12 protein-coding genes are annotated in these 16,567 nt (G+C 60.1%); 5 read left to right on the top strand and 7 right to left on the bottom strand.

Annotated elements, in window-relative coordinates:
• The first annotated feature begins 181 nt into the window (after positions 1 to 181).
• The 5 genes from colR to AC3WTM_RS03885 all read left to right on the top strand — a co-directional run bounded on the left by colR (position 182) and on the right by AC3WTM_RS03885 (position 3,899).
• A complete protein-coding gene (gene colR / locus AC3WTM_RS03865) occupies positions 182 to 865 on the top strand; it encodes a two-component system response regulator ColR (protein WP_007985839.1) in 684 nt (227 codons plus the stop codon).
• Positions 855 to 2,129, top strand: a complete 1,275-nt coding sequence (locus tag AC3WTM_RS03870) for a sensor histidine kinase (RefSeq protein WP_102671220.1) — start codon at positions 855 to 857, stop codon at positions 2,127 to 2,129. The genes colR and AC3WTM_RS03870 overlap by 11 nt, the downstream gene beginning before the upstream one ends.
• A 153-nt stretch (positions 2,130 to 2,282) precedes the next feature.
• Complete coding sequence (locus AC3WTM_RS03875; protein WP_102671219.1) at positions 2,283 to 2,951, top strand: class I SAM-dependent methyltransferase; 669 nt, start codon at positions 2,283 to 2,285, stop codon at positions 2,949 to 2,951.
• A gap of 4 nt (positions 2,952 to 2,955) precedes the next feature.
• The gene (locus tag AC3WTM_RS03880; RefSeq protein ID WP_102671218.1) at positions 2,956 to 3,669 is read left to right on the top strand and encodes a lipopolysaccharide kinase InaA family protein; all 714 of its coding nucleotides are present in this window, start codon (positions 2,956 to 2,958) and stop codon (positions 3,667 to 3,669) included.
• Between the two features lie 2 nt (positions 3,670 to 3,671).
• Positions 3,672 to 3,899 carry a hypothetical protein gene (locus tag AC3WTM_RS03885; RefSeq protein WP_102671217.1) on the top strand — a complete coding sequence of 76 codons (228 nt, stop codon included), beginning with the start codon at positions 3,672 to 3,674 and terminating at the stop codon, positions 3,897 to 3,899.
• A gap of 93 nt (positions 3,900 to 3,992) precedes the next feature.
• Here AC3WTM_RS03885 and AC3WTM_RS03890 read toward each other — a convergent pair whose 3' ends face one another.
• The 7 genes from AC3WTM_RS03890 to AC3WTM_RS03920 all read right to left on the bottom strand — a co-directional run bounded on the left by AC3WTM_RS03890 (position 3,993) and on the right by AC3WTM_RS03920 (position 15,910).
• Entirely contained in the window at positions 3,993 to 7,019 is a 3,027-nt protein-coding gene (locus AC3WTM_RS03890; RefSeq protein ID WP_102671216.1) for a multidrug efflux RND transporter permease subunit, read from the bottom strand.
• Between the two features lie 13 nt (positions 7,020 to 7,032).
• A complete protein-coding gene (locus tag AC3WTM_RS03895; protein WP_102671215.1) occupies positions 7,033 to 8,181 on the bottom strand; it encodes an efflux RND transporter periplasmic adaptor subunit in 1,149 nt (382 codons plus the stop codon).
• Positions 8,182 to 8,381: 200 nt separating this feature from the next.
• A complete protein-coding gene (locus AC3WTM_RS03900) occupies positions 8,382 to 9,482 on the bottom strand; it encodes a DUF1513 domain-containing protein (protein WP_102671214.1) in 1,101 nt (366 codons plus the stop codon).
• 14 nt (positions 9,483 to 9,496) lie between these two features.
• A complete protein-coding gene (locus AC3WTM_RS03905; protein WP_102671213.1) occupies positions 9,497 to 10,561 on the bottom strand; it encodes an imelysin family protein in 1,065 nt (354 codons plus the stop codon).
• A 27-nt stretch (positions 10,562 to 10,588) separates the two neighbouring features.
• Entirely contained in the window at positions 10,589 to 12,016 is a 1,428-nt protein-coding gene (locus AC3WTM_RS03910) for a di-heme oxidoreductase family protein (RefSeq protein ID WP_102671212.1), read from the bottom strand.
• Positions 12,017 to 12,267: 251 nt separating this feature from the next.
• Positions 12,268 to 13,617 carry an imelysin family protein gene (locus tag AC3WTM_RS03915; protein WP_102671211.1) on the bottom strand — a complete coding sequence of 450 codons (1,350 nt, stop codon included), beginning with the start codon at positions 13,615 to 13,617 and terminating at the stop codon, positions 12,268 to 12,270.
• A gap of 241 nt (positions 13,618 to 13,858) precedes the next feature.
• Positions 13,859 to 15,910 carry a putative bifunctional diguanylate cyclase/phosphodiesterase gene (locus tag AC3WTM_RS03920; protein WP_102671210.1) on the bottom strand — a complete coding sequence of 684 codons (2,052 nt, stop codon included), beginning with the start codon at positions 15,908 to 15,910 and terminating at the stop codon, positions 13,859 to 13,861.
• Positions 15,911 to 16,567 lie beyond the last annotated feature (657 nt).

Genomic DNA, 16,567 nt, shown 5'->3' on the forward strand with positions numbered 1-16,567 from the left:
AGCCGCGCAGAGTTTGAACCCGACTCTGTCGCCGGCACGTGAATCGCCAGTGAAAAACTCGTTAAGGCTGTAATCGGTCAATTTCCGCGCTTTTGCGCTTCACTCAGTCCTAGCCCTGAGCGGAACTTCGCCTTAAGCTGCGCGGGCCACGACGGCCGTTACTGTGGACGGAGAGATACCCATGCGAATTCTACTGGTTGAAGACAACCGCGATATCCTGGCCAACCTGGCCGATTACCTGGGGCTCAAAGGCTATACCGTCGATTGCGCTCAGGATGGTCTTTCGGGTCTGCATCTGGCGGCCACCGAGCACTACGATTTGATCGTGCTCGATATCATGTTGCCCGGCATCGATGGCTACACCCTGTGCAAGCGCCTGCGCGAGGATGCTCGCCGCGAAACGCCGGTGATCATGCTCACGGCCCGCGATCAACTGGATGACCGTCTGCAAGGCTTCAAATCCGGCGCCGATGACTATCTGATTAAACCGTTCGCCCTGTCTGAGCTGGCAGCGCGTATCGAAGCGGTCATGCGCAGAACCCAGGGCGGTGGGCGGCGGACCTTGCAGGTCGGTGACCTGAGTTACGACCTCGACACATTGGAAGTCACTCGCGAAGGCCGCTTGCTGAAACTCAACCCGGTCGGCCTGAAGTTGCTGGCCGTGTTGATGCAGAAAAGCCCTCATGTGTTGCGCCGTGAAATTCTTGAAGAAGCACTCTGGGGCGACGACTGCCCGGACAGCGACAGCCTGCGCAGTCATGTCCACCAACTGCGCCAGGTGATCGACAAGCCGTTCGCCAAGCCATTGCTGCAAACCGTGCACGGTGTGGGTTATCGCCTGGCCGAGGGCCGTGATGGAGTTTAAGCAGAGCCTTGCTCAACGCATCATCATTGCCTTTGCGCTGATGAGCGCACTGGTGGCGGGTGCCTTTGCCATGGGCATCGTGGCGACCGTACACCTGGTGGAGGAAAAACTGATTTCGGCCGGTCTGGGCGGCGATTTGCAGCGCCTGTTGCTGATGGACAATGTCACGGACTGGAGCCACCGCCCCGAACCGGACCAATTGTTCTACTTCAGCAATGGGCCAGGCGATTTCAATTTGCCCAAGGATTTGCGGCATCTGGAGCCGGGTTTCCACGAAGTGTTCCGTGAAAATCTGTCGTACCACGCCATGGTCGAAATCGTCGACGGCCGACGTTACGTGCTGTTGCAGGACCAGAGCGATTTTGAAGAGCGCGAGCGGGTGCTGTTTGCCGTGGTGCTGGTGGGTTTCGTACTGAGCCTGGCACTGGCTGTATTTCTCGGCTGGGTGTTGGCACGCAAGGTCATGGCGCCGGTGGTACGGCTGGCCCGCCAGGTACGCCATCGCGATCAACTGCTGGGTTTGGCTCCTCCCTTGGCTCCGGATTATGCCGCCGACGAAGTGGGCGAACTGGCCGTGGCCTTCGACGCCACCCTCGGGCGCTTGCGTCAGGCCCTGACCCGCGAGCGTTTGTTCACCAGCGACGTCAGCCACGAATTGCGTACGCCCCTGATGATCCTGGCCAGTTCTTGTGAGTTGTTGCTGGAAAACCCTGGTCTCGATCAGCGCGGTCGTGCCCAGGTCGAGCGCATTGCCCGGGCATGTGAAGAAATGCGTGAGCTGGTGCAAACCTTCCTGATGCTGGCCCGTGCCCAGCGTGAAGATGCGAGCATGTCGCCACAGCAGACCCTGGGTCAGGTGGCCGATAGCCTGCTCGGTCTGTGGCGCGAGCCCATTGAAAGCAAAGGGTTGAAGCTGATCTTCGAGCCGGGCAAACCTGAGGCCAAGGGCTACAATGCGACGCTCTTGCAGGCGGTGATGGGGAACTTGCTGCGCAACGCCTTGCATTACACCGAACAGGGCTTCATCCGCCTGACCCTGACGGGCACGGGCTTTCTGGTCGAAGACAGTGGCGTGGGCATTCCTGAGGAAAAACGCGAGGCAATGTTCGAACCGTTCGTTCGGGGCAACGAAAAGCGCGGGGAAGGGTTGGGCTTGGGACTTTCACTGGTGCAGCGGATCTGTGAAAACCAGGGCTGGAGCGTCAGCCTGACAACCATGGAGCCCAATGGTTGTCGTTTTCAGGTGGAGTTGTCCCGAACCTGATCTGTTGAGTCAGGCGTCCAGCAAGCCCTATCAATTCTGTAAAAGCTTGTAATACTCCCGGGTTTCCCTAATGAAATTTTCACAAGTGGATCACCTGTCACCGACACCGTGAAAGCTAAGGTAGTTGCTATCAGAAGTTCAGGAGACCTGGTGATGGACGGTCCGATCAAACTCGATTTTTCCGAAAAATACGACGATCAACACGCGCAACGCTATTTGCGCAAACACCAGGAAGGTCTCGGCCGTCGACTGTCCCATTGGCGTGAAGAACAACTGGCGCGCAAGGCGCTGGCCCTGGTTGGCGAGCCCGGCCTGGTCCTCGACTTGCCGTGCGGTGCAGGGCGTTTCTGGCCCTTGCTGGCGGAAAAAACCAACCGCGTGGTCATCGGCGCCGATAACTCGGAGTCCATGCTGAAGGTCGCAATCCAGGCGCAACCCGCCCACGTGGTGAAACGGGTACAACCCTTGCACACTTCTGCATTCGACATCGCCTTGCCGGACAACGCGGTCGACAGCATTTTTTGCATGCGCTTGCTCCACCACATCGGTCAAGCCGAGCATCGCATGGCCATTTTGAGCGAATTCGAGCGAGTTACCCGTGACAGCGTGATCCTTTCGCTGTGGGTCGATGGCAACTTCAAGGCCTGGAAACGCAAGCGTTCGGAGAGAACCCGCGGGCAGGAAGGTTACCAGAACCGGTTTGTGTTACCGGTCGCTACCGTAGAGAAGGAATTTGAGCAGGCGGGTTTCCGAATCCAGGAACAACTGGATTTTTTGCCGCTCTATGCCATGTGGCGAGTTTACGTATTACGCAAGAGGTAACAGGATGGCAGTGCAGTGTGCAGCAGAAACGGAAGTCGTTCCCCAGGACCGCTTCGATTACTTTTGGAATCAGCGCGGTGAATGGGTAGAAGAACCCAACGTCCGTCGCGGCGGGGAAAGCGGCGTTCAACGCCTGATGGGCAGTGATGGTCAACTGCTCTACGTCAAGCGCCAGACCGGGCATATCCATCGTAGCTTGCAGCATCCTTTCGGGCGGCCGACGGTCATGCGCGAGCATGCTGCGCTCACCGGTGTGGCCGCGCTTGGCGTACGGGTTCCGCATATCGTTTTCTGCGGTGCACAGCGTGATCCTGTGCATAAATGGCGTGCTTTGCTGGTCACCAGGTCGCTGGACGGCTTCGAGGAAATCGATCGCTGGTACGCCGGTGGCGGTCGCGAGCGTCATGGTGAAGCCATAAACGACCGGGTGCTCAAGGACCTGGCTGAAAACCTGGCCCGCATGCACAAAGGCCGCTGGCAGCACGGTTGCCTCTACGACAAGCACGTATTCGTTGGTGTGACCGGTGAGGGCGAGACGGCCAAGGTCGAAGTGGCCCTGATCGATCTGGAGAAATGCCGACAGCGTTTGACGGCCCAGCGCGCAGCTGTCCATGACATGAAGCAATTGCGTCGCCACTCGTCGTTCAGCGATGCAGACTGGAAAAAGCTCATCTACTTTTATGAGACGGCGTTTGGCAGCGCTATCAAGGGTTTATAGCGATGAAACTCGAAATTGCACGAGGTTTGTTTTTGGTAGGAGCCTTGGCAGTTGCATCGATCGCGATGGCAACCTGGGAGCAACCACGCCCCCAGGTTCTCAGCTCGATAAACGCAGAAGAACATTGTCCATTGCCGCGGGTTGCCAAGGCATCCGTGGCCACTCGACCCGATAATGACTTGTTGCTGTTCATGTTCGGACTTACTCAGGGATTGAGGCCGCAGAGTTGAACCGATTGAAGCCAAAATGAAAGGCCTCGCTGATGCGAGGCCTTTTTTATTGCCCTGACTGCGGGCTTCAACGCTCCCACAGGTTTTTCTGCATCAGGGTTTATCGGGCTTGGCCAGTAAGGTGTAGACGCAAGGCAACACAAACAGGGTGAACAACGTCCCGATCGACATGCCCGTCGCGATGACCATGCCGATGTCGAACCGGCTGACCGCGCCAGCCCCGCTGGCGATGATCAATGGCACCATGCCGAACACCATCGCCGCGGTGGTCATCAGGACCGGACGCAGCCGGATGGCCGCCGCTTCCTCCACTGCTTCCCGTGCAGTCAGGCCCTTGTCCTTGCGTAGCTGGTTGGCGAACTCGACGATCAGAATGCCGTGCTTGCTGATCAGCCCGATCAAGGTCACCAGCCCGACCTGGGTATAGATGTTCATGCTCGACCAGCCCAGGAACAGCGGAATCAATGCGCCGCAGATAGACAGGGGCACGGTGACCAGGATCACCAGCGGGTCGCGGAAGCTTTCGAACTGGGCCGCCAGCACCAGGAAAATGATCGCCAGCGCCAAGGCAAAGGTGACCCACAGGGCACTGCCTTCCTGTACGTACTGCCTGGATGCGCCGGCGTAGTCGAAGGCAAAACCGGCGGGTGCCTCTTCCCGGGCGATCTGGCGCACGAGGTCGATGGCTTCCCCCATGCTCACCAGCGGCACGCCGGCCAGGATGGCTGAGTTGAGTTGCTGGAACTGGTTCAGCTGTCTCGGTCGAGCACGGTCGGTGATGGTGATCAGGGTCGACAACGCCAGCAATTCGCCCTTGGTGTTTTTCACGTAGTAATTGTTCAGCCAGTCCGGATTGTCACGGAACGGCCGCTCGACCTGGGCAATGACCTTGTAGCTGCGACCTTCAATGGTGAATCGGTTGATCTCGCCTTCACCTAGCAGGGTCGCCAGGGTTCCCCCCAGGTCCTGCATGGAAACCCCCATCTGCGCCGCCTTGGCGCGGTCGATATCCACCACCACTTCTGGCTTGTCGAAGGCCAGGTCAACGTGGACAAACGCAAACTTGCCGGACTCCTTCGCACGTTTTTTTACCCGGTCGACCACTTGCAGCAGCAATTCGTAATCGTTGGCGGAGTTGATGACGAACTGGAACGGCAAGCCTTCGCCGGTGCCCGGCAGTGAAGGCAGGTTGAAACCGAAGATCTGCAGTCCCGGAATCTTTTCCAGTTTGGCCTGCACCTCGGGCAGGATCGCCATTTGCGTGCGGCTGCGATCGTCCCATGGCTTGAGCAGGAAACCGCCGATGCCCGATTGCACGCCGCTGAAACCGTTGATCTGGAATGACGAGTAGTATTCGGGAAACGCCTTGAAAATCGAGACGAACTCGTCGGTGTAGATGTTCAGGTAGTCGAGGTTGGTCGGTTGCGGGGCGTTGGCAATCATGAAAATGATGCCCTGGTCCTCATCCGGTGCCAGTTCCGATTTGGTGAAATTGAGAAGGACCGGAATCAGGCACAACACGATCACGGCGAACACCAGCACCACCGGCCGGGTGTTGAGGGTGCCGTGAAGCAGGCTCTGGTAGCGACGCTTGAGGCGTTCGAAAATCATGTCCAGGCGATGGGCCAGGCCGCTGGGGTTCTCGTCGTGACGCAGCAGAAACGCACACATCATCGGCGACAGGGTCAGGGCGACGATACCGGAAATCACCACCGCGCCGGCCAGGGTCAGGGCGAACTCCTTGAATAGCGCCCCGGTCAGACCGGTTAGGAAACCGATCGGTGCGTACACCGCCGCCAGGGTGATGGTCATCGAAACCACCGGCATGGCGATTTCCCTGGCGCCTTCAATGGCAGCCTCGAGCGGTGTCTTGCCTTCCTCGATGTGACGGTGAATGTTTTCCACCACCACGATGGCGTCATCTACCACCAAACCGATGGCCAATACCATCGCCAGCAGGGTCAGCAGGTTGATCGAGTACCCCATCAACTGCATGAAGAACATGACGCCGATCATTGACAGCGGGATGGTCACCACCGGGATCACAACCGAGCGCAGCGCACCGAGGAACAGGAACACCACCACGATCACGATCAGCACCGCTTCGAACAGGGTCTTCACCACTTCGTCGATCGAGGCCTGGATGAACAGTGTGGCGTCGTAGGCGATTTCACCCTTGAGGTTCGGCGGTAGCTGGGCCTCCAGGTCCGGCATGATCTTGCGCACTTCCTTGATCACTTCCAGCGGGTTGGCGCCGGGCGTCGCCTTGATGCCGATGTACACCGACGGGGTGCCACCGAACGAGCTGATGGAGTCGTAGTTCTCCGCACCCATTTCCACGCGCGCCACATCCCGCAGCAGCACACGGCTGTCGCCATCGACCTTGAGTGGAATCGCCCCGAAGGCTTCGGCGGACTTGAGTTCGGTATTGGCGTTGATGCTGGTGACCACGTATTCGCCCTTCACCTCGCCGGCGGCCGAGAGGAAGTTGTACTGGCGCACCGCGTTGGTAACATCGCTGGCACTGAGGCCGAAGCCCGCCAGCTTCATCGGGTCCAGCCACAGGCGCATGGCAAATACCTGGTTGCCGAGGATCTCGGCTTCGGCCATGCCGGGCAAGGTCGCCAGCTTGGGCTGGATCACCCGTGACAGGTAATCGGTAATCTGCGGGTTGCTCAACTCCTTGCTGAAGTAGCTGATGTACATCAGCACAGACGCATCGGCAGACTCTTTGCTCAGCACCGGGTCTTCAGCGTCCTGGGGCAGCTGGTTCTTGACCTCGTTGGCCTTGGCCAGCAGTTCGGTAAACAGACGGTCGCTGTTGGCGCCGACGCGCGCGTAGATCGAGATCACCGAGAAGTTCTGGCGACTGACCGAGGTCATGTAGTCGATGCCCTCGGCGCTGGCCAGGCTTTGCTGCATAGGTTGGGTGATGTAGCCCTGGATGGTCTCGGCGTTGGCCCCGGGGTAGGCGGTGGTCACCGTGATCAGGGCGTTTTCCATTTGCGGGTACTGGCGCAGCGGCAGCTTGCTCCAGGCCTGGAAGCCCAGCAGCACGATCAACAGGCTGACCACGGTAGCGAGAACCGGACGGCGGATGAACGGGTCGGTAAAAGCCATGGAGATTCCTTGATCAGTTCGCGCGTGGCGGGCTCTTCTGGCCAGCCAGGGTCTTGTCGTCGCTGATGGCGATGCGTGAACCGTTATCCAGTTTGAGCTGGCCGGCAGTTACCACTTTCTCGCCGCTCTGCACGCCTTTGGTGATCATCACTTGCCCGTCGCGGCGTTCACCGGTCTCGACAAAACGCCGTTCGGCGATCAGCACAGGTTGACCCTTGTCGTCCTTTACCTGGCTGCCATCCTCGGCCTTCTTGGGTACGGCCACATACACCGAGTTGCCGTAGAGCGTGTAGGCAATCGCGCTTTCCGGCACCACGATGCGTGGCTGCGGATCGGGCAGGAGCACCTGGAGGCTGGCGAACATGCCTGGAATCAACTTGCCATCGGGGTTCGCCAGGGTGGCGCGGACCTGCACGTTACGGGTGCTGTTCTCGACTTTAGGGTTGATTGCACTGATGGTGCCGGGGTACTCCAGGGTCGGATACGCCGCGACGATGACCTGCACAGGCTGACCGAGCGCAATCTTCGGCACCGACTGCTCGGGCACGAAGAAGTCGACATACAGGCTACTGAGGTCTTGCAGGGTGGCGATCATGGTGCCGCTGGCCACATAGTCGCCGACGTCCACCTGACGAATTCCGATGGTGCCGCTGAACGGCGCGATGATGCGTTTTTTCTCGAGCGCCGCCTTGAGCTGATTGACCGTGGCCCTGCTTTTTTTCAGGACCGCCGAGAGTCGGTCGAACTCGCCTTTGGAAATCGCCTGGCTGCCGACCAGTTGGCTGCCACGGTTGTAGTCCAACTGAGCCAGCCCGAGGTCGGCCAGGGCGGTTTCGAGCAAGGCGCTTTCCACGGCGCTGTCGAGCCGGACGATGGGCTGGCCGGCCTTGACCTTCTGCCCTGATTCGAACTGGACATCGATGACGGTGCCATCGGTCTCCAGGCTCAGGTCTACGCCCTGCAATGCCTTGAGCGTGCCAACGGTAGGCAGGCGGGCTTGCCATGGGCGCTCGGTGGCGGTGGCCACGGCAACGCTGACGGCCGGTCTGGGCGCAGAGAAGCCTTGAACCATCGTGTAGATCGAGAAGGCTTTATATGCAGCCAGGACCAGCACAATCAGTAGAACAACACCCAACATGATCAGCATGCGGCGACGCAGCATATTCCAGTTCCTTGGACAAAATCAGGCGAGACAGCGGGGCACATTACCGGGAGTGTAGAGGGTAATCCAACTGCCGTTTTTACAGGTTGTGAGGTATTAGAGGGGGGAAAGCCTGAAAAGATTCGCCGCCTCGGGTCCCGCCTGCGGGATGTAGGTCATCCCGATGCAGGCGCGGCCCAAGGCGGCGATTTTTCAATGATTCAGGCCATCAGATGCAGATGGTTGTCCCAGAGCCCTGCGGGTAGCTCCAGCGGTTTTGCAACAAGGTTTGTCTGGCGACAGTCATAGTAACGGCAGCGTCCCTGACCCGAGGTCACGACAAAACCATCAGCCACGGCGCCGACGCCAGCGCAATCGGGCAGTGGCGCGTCCAGGCGTACTTCACCGCTGTCCAGGTCCCAGATGAAAAAACGGTTGCCCCGCGGTGCGGTCAAGGCCACCAGGCGCAAGTCGCTGTGTACCGCGACGCTGGCGGTGTAGTGCCCCATGGCCTGCAACTGGTGCTCGGGCACCGGGAATGCGACGAAGGGCTGACCGGGCCGCTTGATTGCCAGCAACTCCGACGACTCGTGGGCCGAGCCCATGAACTGCTGGCTGGCGACGATGGTGCCGTCGCTGGCGATGGCCAGATGGCGCACGCTATTCATCTGTTGGGCGAGGGTTTCCTTGCTCAGTAGGGTGCCGTCGCGGTGCATCAGGGCCAGGCTCGGTTCCATGGCGTTGAGGTTCATCTCCACCCGGCTTTCGGCCTCGGTGCGAATCCCGCCGTTGGCCACCACCAGGGTTTCGCCATCGGGCATCCACGACACCTGATGCGGACCGAGGCCGTGGGTAGAAATCTCACCACTGTGCACCAGCCGTTCGCCTTCGAACTTATACACGCCGAGCAGGCCGCGACCCGGATCGGAGGTGTCGTTTTCGGTGGCATACAGCCAGTCGCCGCTGTGGTGAATGACCGCGTGACCGTAGAAGTGCCGGTTCGGCTGTGACACCACGGTTTGCAGGAGCGCGCCGTCGCGCAGGTCGATCAGGTAGCTCTCGGTGCCCGGACGGCGAGCGACGAACAGCGCAATCGGTTGTGTCGGGTGGTTGATGATGTCGTGGCAACGCTGGTCGACCCGGGTGGCGAACACTTGGGTGCCATCGAGCCGGTAACCGACAGCGTAATGCCGGCCGTCGGTATCGTCCCGTGCCGAAAGCAACAACGGACTCCTGTCCTTTTGCTTGAACAGCTTCCAGCCGCCCAGCGTCACTGCACCCAGCAGCAAACTACCTAATGTCAGAACCTGGCGTCGCAGCATGGAACCTTCCCTCATCAGTCACCGTCGTTGGCGTTGAAGCCCAACTGGATGCCCAGTGCCTTGGCCAGATCGGCCTCGTGCAGGCGATGGACGACGTTGAGGCTGTCATACAGCTCGTTGAGTTGCTGGCGGCCGGCCTCGTCATTGAGCATGTCGGTCAGCGAGCGCTGGTTGCCGGCGAACAGTTTCAGCGAGGCGGCATAGGCTGCATCGATCTTGTCGGCCAACGGCTTCTGCTCGCTCGGCAACAGGCCGCGCAGGCCTTTGTTATCCACACCCTCCCAGACGGTCCTGGCGGCCGCGAGGCTGGCTTCGAGGCTGGTCAGGGACGCCTGGCTGCGCCATGCATCGGCCTGGAACGGTTGCGGCACGCCCTTGCTCTGGCGGCCCATTGGCGTGCCGAGTTTTTTCTTCAGGGTGTCGATGGCGGTGACTTGCACGCGCAGCAGATCGGCGATCGCTTCATGGGAGTCTGCGTAGCGCTGGTTCGGGAACTTGCTCATTTGCGCGAGCATGCCGTCGGTGTTGTTCCAGGTTTGCAGAATTTCTTCGGCCAATTGCTTCTGGCGTTCGCCGATGGCGATCAGCAGCGGGCAGTACTTGCTCTTCTGCTCAGCGTTGGTCACGTCGGGCTTGCTGTCGAACAGGATGTATTCGTAGGCCGAGAGCCCCTGTACCACGACGCTGGACTTGGCCAAGGCGGCGGCATCGATTTGCGGTTGGGCGGTGACCAGTTGCTCGACCTGACGGCCAACCAGGTTTTTCTTGTCCGGCCAGAACTGCACTTGCCACGAACGGTTGCCTTCGGCCAAAGGCCCGATCAGCAGTGGTTGCAGCTCGGCCCAGGCTTTTTGCGCATGCAGGAAGTCGGCACGGGCGGTTTCCAGGGTTTCCTTTCCTTCGCAGTAGGCGAGGGCGCTGACCGCCAATTGACGGTCGGCCTCAACCCAGCGGGTGTAGGTCGGCAGGATCACCGACTTGGCAATGGCCGCCGACGTGACCGCTTGCGGGTCCTGGGGCGAGCAGGCGCCCAGAGCGAGGGCGGCAAGGCTGGTGAACAACAGTTTGGGACGGAACATGTCGGGCTCCCGCGAGTGGAATGCGTGTTAAAGGGAATTCAGGAACGCCAGCAACGCAGCGCGTTGCTCGGCATTGAAAGACAAAACCTGTTGTTGCGCCGCAGTCGCCTCGCCGCCATGCCAGAGCACTGCTTCGAGCAGGTTGCGGGCGCGGCCGTCGTGCAGGAACTGGGTGTGGCCGCTGACCGCCTGTGTCAGGCCGATGCCCCATAACGGCGGGGTGCGCCATTCGCGGCCGCTGGCCTGGAATTCGCTACGGTTGTCGGCCAGGCCGTCGCCCATGTCATGCAGCAGCAGATCGCTGTACGGGCGAATCACTTGATTGGCCAGTTCAGGTTCGGCGGCGTTGGCGACGGTGGTGTATTTCGGTGTGTGACAGGACTGGCAACCGGCCTGATAAAACAGGGTCTTGCCGGCCAGCACTTCAGGGGCGTTGACGTCACGGCGGGCCGGTACAGCAAGGTTGCGGCTGTAGAACAGCACCAGGCGCAAGATGTTGTCGCTGACTTCCGGCTCGCCATCGGGGCCGTTGCCACTAGGTGCCTGTTTGCAGGCCGTTTGCGCGTCCGTGCAGTCATCAAGGGGTCTAAGGCTGGTTGTGAGCCCCATATCTCCCGAAAATGCGTGGACATTCTGTTGATTGAGGTTCGGTTGTCCGGCTTTCCAGCCAAATCGTCCCAGAACGGTCTTTTGCAACGCGTCATCCCAGACCCGGTTCGGTCGCCCGCTGATGCCTTTGTTCGCCTTGGCCTGTGCCTCGGCGTTGGCCAGGATCGCCTCCTCGGGGATCGCTTCGAGCAGACCCAGGCCAATCATCGGTGGCGCCACGCGGGCCGAGAAACGGGTGTCGGGGTGCATCGGGCCGTAGCCCAGTTGGGTGATGTTCAGGCTCGGTTTGCGTAACTCGACTTCGGTGCCGTCCTTGAAGCGAACCGGCACGGCGGTGTAATCGACCCGCACTTTGCCTTCGGGGGCCACGCCAGGTACGGACATGTCCTGGAACTGGCCGCCGTAGGCGGGCTCCGGCACCACGCCGAGCTGTTCGATGACCTTGGCATACGCCGGGGCATCGGGAATCGACAGGCGTACCAACATCGACACCGCGTTCACATCGTCGGGCGTCGGCGGATGGCCGCGGCCGTCCTTGATGTGGCAGCCCTGGCAGGCATTGGTGTTGAACAGTGGACCGAGACCATCGCGAGCGGTCGTCGTCGACGGGGCGATCACCCAAGGGCTGCGGAAGAAGCTGTTGCCGACACTGAAATCCACACGCCGTGATGGCGGCAGGTTTGCCGAGGGCATGGAAAACGCGTTCTGATCGGTCTTGCGCACCGTCGCACTGCCGCCGGAGCGGGCTTCACCGGGTTCGGCCTGGGTGAATTTCGGGGCGTCATCGCAGGCACTCAGGCCCAGGGCCAGAAACAGTGCGGACAAGCGAAGAGGCAGCGGGGGCATCAGACATCCTGCAAGACGAGCAAAACAAGGGCGCAAAGTCTAACAGGGGATGGGAATTTGAATAAGAGGAATTATCGTTTGCTTGATGTGAGGCAAGAGTCTATCTGCAAACCACGAGCCCCTATGTAGGAGCGAGCTTGCTCGCGATGGACGTGAACGATAACGCGTGCTGTCTGGAAAAATGCGTTGCCTTCAAGTTCATCGCGAGCAAGCTCGCTCCTACAGGGGGAGGCTCATTCAGCCAGCGTTGATCAGAATTCGTGATCAGCGTTGTCCGGGTTCAGGTCGGCGATACCCAGTTTGCCAGCGGCGGCTTCGATCGAACCGGTCTGCTTGACCAGGGACGCGATGGCGTCACGGACGATCTGGTTGCCTGCGGTGTTGCCGGCAGCGATCAACTGGTCGTAGTGCTCGCCCTTGTTGGCGTGGTCGACCATGACCTGAAGCTTGGCTTCAGTGGCGGCCAGGTCGTCTTTGAGCGCGGTGTCGGCAGCCGGGTCGGCTTTGGCCACCAGGGACGACAGGCTGGCGCCAGTCATTTTGGTGCCATCGACGCGAGTGTATTCACCCAGGTACACGTTACGAATGCCCTTGGCGTCGTAGAAGTGCGAGTTGTGGGTGTTGTCGCTGAAGCAATCCTGTTCGTCTTCCGGGGAGTTGGCTTCCAGGGAAACCTTCATGCGCTCGCCCGCCAGTTCGCCCAGGGACAGGCTGCCCATGCCGAACAGCATTTTGCGCAGGCCGGTTTCAGCCGGTTCTGCTTCGAGGGTGGCGCGGTAGTTGTCGGCTACGTTCGGCTTCCAGTTACCGACCATTTCTTCCAGGTCGCTGACCAGCAACTGAGTCACGGACTTCAGGTAGGCACGACGACGATCATTGTGACCGCCGGTAGCGCCTTTGCCTTCCAGGTAGTCCGAGGCCGGACGATTGCCGGCGCCAGGGCCGGTACCGTTCAGGTCCTGGCCCCAGAGCAGGAATTCGATGGCGTGGTAGCCGGTGGCGACGTTGGCCTCGGAACCGCCCAGCTCGTTCAGGCTGGCGAGCTTTTCCGGGGTGATGTCTTTGACATCGACCTTGTCTTCGCCGATCTGCACTTCGGTGTTGGCGATGATGTTGGCGGTGGCACCCGGGTTGCCCAGGGCGTGTTCGTAGGACTTGTCGACATAGTCGATCAGGCCTTCGTCCAGCGGCCAGGAGTTCAACTGACCTTCCCAGTCGTCAACGATGGTGTTGCCGAAGCGGAACACTTCGCTCTGCAGGTAAGGCACGCGAGCGGCAACCCAGGCAGCCTTGGCGGCTTTGAGGGTGTCGGCGTTCGGCTTGGCGAGGAAGGCGTCTACGGCGGTTTGCAGGGTCTTCGCGGTGGATTCGGCATCGCTGTAAACAGCGAAAACGATGTCGGCGTAATGGGCGACAACGGCTTTGGCGGCGGCTTCGTCGACTTTACCGGCAGCGGCAGGCGCAGTGGCTGGAGCAACCGGGGCAGCTGCAGTGCTGGCAGTTGGCGCGGCAGCTTTTTCTTGGTCTTTACCTTCGCCGCAACCAGCGAGGGAAATAGCGATGGCCAACAGACTGGCGGTAGCCAGAGGCATACGAATCATGGCGAACATCCTGCTTCGATAGGGGTGGAGTCGTGCTATGCACACGCAAAACTGCGACATAATGCAAATCTTTCGCATTATGTGTAAAGGGTTGTACCTGTAAATATTTCTTATTCACAGAGCGCAGTTTGCAACCCTGTAGGAGCGAGCTTGCTCGCGATGAACCTGAGAACAGCGCGCTCATCCAGAATGAACGCGTTATCGTTCACGACCATCGCGAGCAGGCTCGCTCCTACAGGGGTTAGAAAATAGCCGCATTGCTGCGTTGGGCCTGCTTGAGGTAAACGCCCAGTTCCCGTGCCGGCAACGGTTTGCTGTAGTGATAGCCCTGACCTTCGTGGCAGCCTTCGGAAATGATGTAGGCCTCTTGCTCGGCGGTTTCCACGCCCTCGGCAATCACCTGCATGCCCAGGCTTTTGCCCAGCTGGATGATGGCGCGAACGATGGTCGCATCGTCGTCGTCATCGAGCAGGTCCTGGACGAAGCTCTTGTCGATCTTGATCTTGTCCAGAGGCAGGCTCTTGAGATAGCTCAAGGACGAATAGCCGGTTCCGAAATCGTCGATGGCGATCAGCGCGCCGGAGCGGCGCAGGCTGAGCAAGTGCTGGGCCGCGGTGCTGATGTCTTCCATCAGGCCGGTTTCGGTGACTTCCAGCTCCAGGCTGCGCGGTGGCAGGCGGTACATCTGCAGCAGGTTGTTGACCACCCGTGGCAGTTCGGCGTGGTGCAGTTGAACTGTAGACAGGTTCACCGCCATGCGCAGGTCGCTGAAGCCCTGGTCATGCCACTCGCGTAGTTGTTTGCAGGCCTGGTCCAGCACCCATTCGCCGATGGCGATGATGGTACCGTTCTGTTCGGCCAGCGGGATGAACAGGTCCGGCGGCACCATACCGTGCTCGGGGTGTTGCCAGCGAATCAGGGCTTCGACGCCCACCACGCGGTTGTCGCGGTAGCTGATCTGCGGTTGATAGACGAGGTAGAACTGATTGCGGATCAACGCATCGCGCAGGTCTTTTTCCAGCTCACGGCGGCGACGCATTTCGGTATCGACGCTGGCGATATAGAACTGATAGCGGTTGCGCGAACGGGTCTTGGCCAGCGTCATGGTCTGCTCGGCCTTTTGCAGCAACTTCTCGGTGCTGTTGCCGTCCTCGGGGAACAGGGTGATGCCGATAGTGGCGCGCAGGCGGATCTCCTGATGATCGAGGGCGAACGCCGCTTCCAGGTCATCGAGAATGCTTTGCGCCAGCTCGGCGGCTTCGTAGGGTTGCTCGATATCGGCCTGGACCAGGGCGAACTGGTCGCCGCCGAGGCGGGCGAGGGCGCCCAGGCGACCGCTATGACCGCGCAGGCGATCGGCCAGGGCCAGCAACAATTGGTCGCCGGTCTGGTAGCTGAACTGCTCGTTGATGCCCTTGAAGTCATCGAGGCCGACACACAACACCGCGACCCGGCGCTGCAATTTGCCGGCGTCGATGAGGATCTTGTCCAGTTGCTGCTGCAATTGCTGGCGGTTCGGCAGCCCCGTCAGGAAATCGTACTGGGACATGCGCACCAGGCTGTTTTCCGCTTCGTGGCGCAGATGGGTATTGCGTTCGATGGATTCGAGCAACTGGTTGGCGGTGTTGATCCAGATGCCCAGTTCGTTGTTCTCGTGGCCCTTGAGCAGCGGAATCTTGTGTTCGCTGGGACGATCCGGATTGATTTCCGTGAGGTGCTCGATGATCCGCGACAGCGGCTTGGTCAGCAGCCAGTGGTAGACCAGGTACAACACCAGTCCCATGGCAAGTGCGCGCAGGACGCCGGAAATGAAGATGATCACCGAGCTGACAATGAACCCTTGGCCGTAGGTGGCGGTATCGAGGGTGATGCTCAGGTCGCCGTAATACTCACTGTAGGGCCCGCGACCGACCAGTTGGGTGGTGAAGGTGCGTTCCTTGCCAAGAATCAGGTCGGTCAGCCAGCGGCTGTGGGAGTGCTGTAACTCGCGGGTTTTTTGCGCGAGCATGGCTTCGTTGGGGTGGCCGATGGAGGCCTTGCGCACGGCGGCGTCCTGAAACAGACCTTCGATCACTTGCATGCCCATTTCCCGGTCCAGGCTATAGACGGCCTGGGTCGAGGGGTCGCGAAACATGTCGAGGATGCGTTCGGCATCGCTGGCGACGGCCTGGCGTGTTTTATAGGCATCGAACACAATTTGCGCGCAGCTCAAGACCACGCCGACGATCAATGCCGACAGGAGTACGACCCGGAGCAACTTCACCGACAAGCTGTTCTTGAGTTCCAGCTTCAAAGGGTTATTCCTTGTTCCGTGCGGGTAGCATCAAGTTGCCATGAGTATTGGCAATCCCGTGATGGCAGTCAAAGGGACAATCATCCTTGAGGGATTTTGCCTGCTGCTTGGCCGATTTGCAGTTGACCTGGCGAGTTAGCCTATTAGTACTGTGTCGGTTGTCGAGTCCTTCAACTTGAGGGGCGGGATGGAGATATTTTCCTTTTGTTTGATGTTAGTCGGCGTGGGCGGGGGAGCAAGGGACTGGAGGCTGGTTTCATCTTGGGATATTGGCTTCGTGCGGGTTTTTTTGGGGGGGGCATATCCATTGCTGCGGTAACGGCGGCTGGCGGTTTCGCCCTTACGGCGAGTTCCTTTTGTCAAACGACACAAAAGGAACCAAAAAGTCTCGCCCCGAACGTACGGCCCCTCGCCAAGGCTCGGGGTTCCTTCGCTCCGGCATTCATCCGGGGGCATCGCCCTCCGGTTGGCTTCGCTGGCACCTACATGCGATGTGTTCGACTGCGTCGAACGGCGCTGCGCGCCCATCCCCGGATGAACACCTCCACTCAGCCTGCCGAGGGGGCGGGTGGATCAAGATCAAGAGCTGCAGGCGAGCTAACGCTCGGCCTGTTGAGTGGTGAAGAGCCTGGGTGTACGCCGATCTGCCTTTGCTCG

It is taken from the genome of Pseudomonas sp. EU05-FHT14B02 (genome assembly GCF_058791055.1).

Bases quoted from the DNA above. Each gene is read 5' to 3' on its own strand.
- colR (WP_007985839.1), top strand. From the start codon at position 182: ATGCGAATTCTACTGGTTGAAGACAACCGCGATATCCTGGCCAACCTG.
- AC3WTM_RS03870 (WP_102671220.1), top strand. From the start codon at position 855: ATGGAGTTTAAGCAGAGCCTTGCTCAACGCATCATCATTGCCTTTGCG.
- AC3WTM_RS03875 (WP_102671219.1), top strand. From the start codon at position 2,283: ATGGACGGTCCGATCAAACTCGATTTTTCCGAAAAATACGACGATCAA.
- AC3WTM_RS03880 (WP_102671218.1), top strand. From the start codon at position 2,956: ATGGCAGTGCAGTGTGCAGCAGAAACGGAAGTCGTTCCCCAGGACCGC.
- AC3WTM_RS03885 (WP_102671217.1), top strand. From the start codon at position 3,672: ATGAAACTCGAAATTGCACGAGGTTTGTTTTTGGTAGGAGCCTTGGCA.
- AC3WTM_RS03890 (WP_102671216.1), bottom strand. From the start codon at position 7,019: ATGGCTTTTACCGACCCGTTCATCCGCCGTCCGGTTCTCGCTACCGTG.
- AC3WTM_RS03895 (WP_102671215.1), bottom strand. From the start codon at position 8,181: ATGCTGCGTCGCCGCATGCTGATCATGTTGGGTGTTGTTCTACTGATT.
- AC3WTM_RS03900 (WP_102671214.1), bottom strand. From the start codon at position 9,482: ATGCTGCGACGCCAGGTTCTGACATTAGGTAGTTTGCTGCTGGGTGCA.
- AC3WTM_RS03905 (WP_102671213.1), bottom strand. From the start codon at position 10,561: ATGTTCCGTCCCAAACTGTTGTTCACCAGCCTTGCCGCCCTCGCTCTG.
- AC3WTM_RS03910 (WP_102671212.1), bottom strand. From the start codon at position 12,016: ATGCCCCCGCTGCCTCTTCGCTTGTCCGCACTGTTTCTGGCCCTGGGC.
- AC3WTM_RS03915 (WP_102671211.1), bottom strand. From the start codon at position 13,617: ATGATTCGTATGCCTCTGGCTACCGCCAGTCTGTTGGCCATCGCTATT.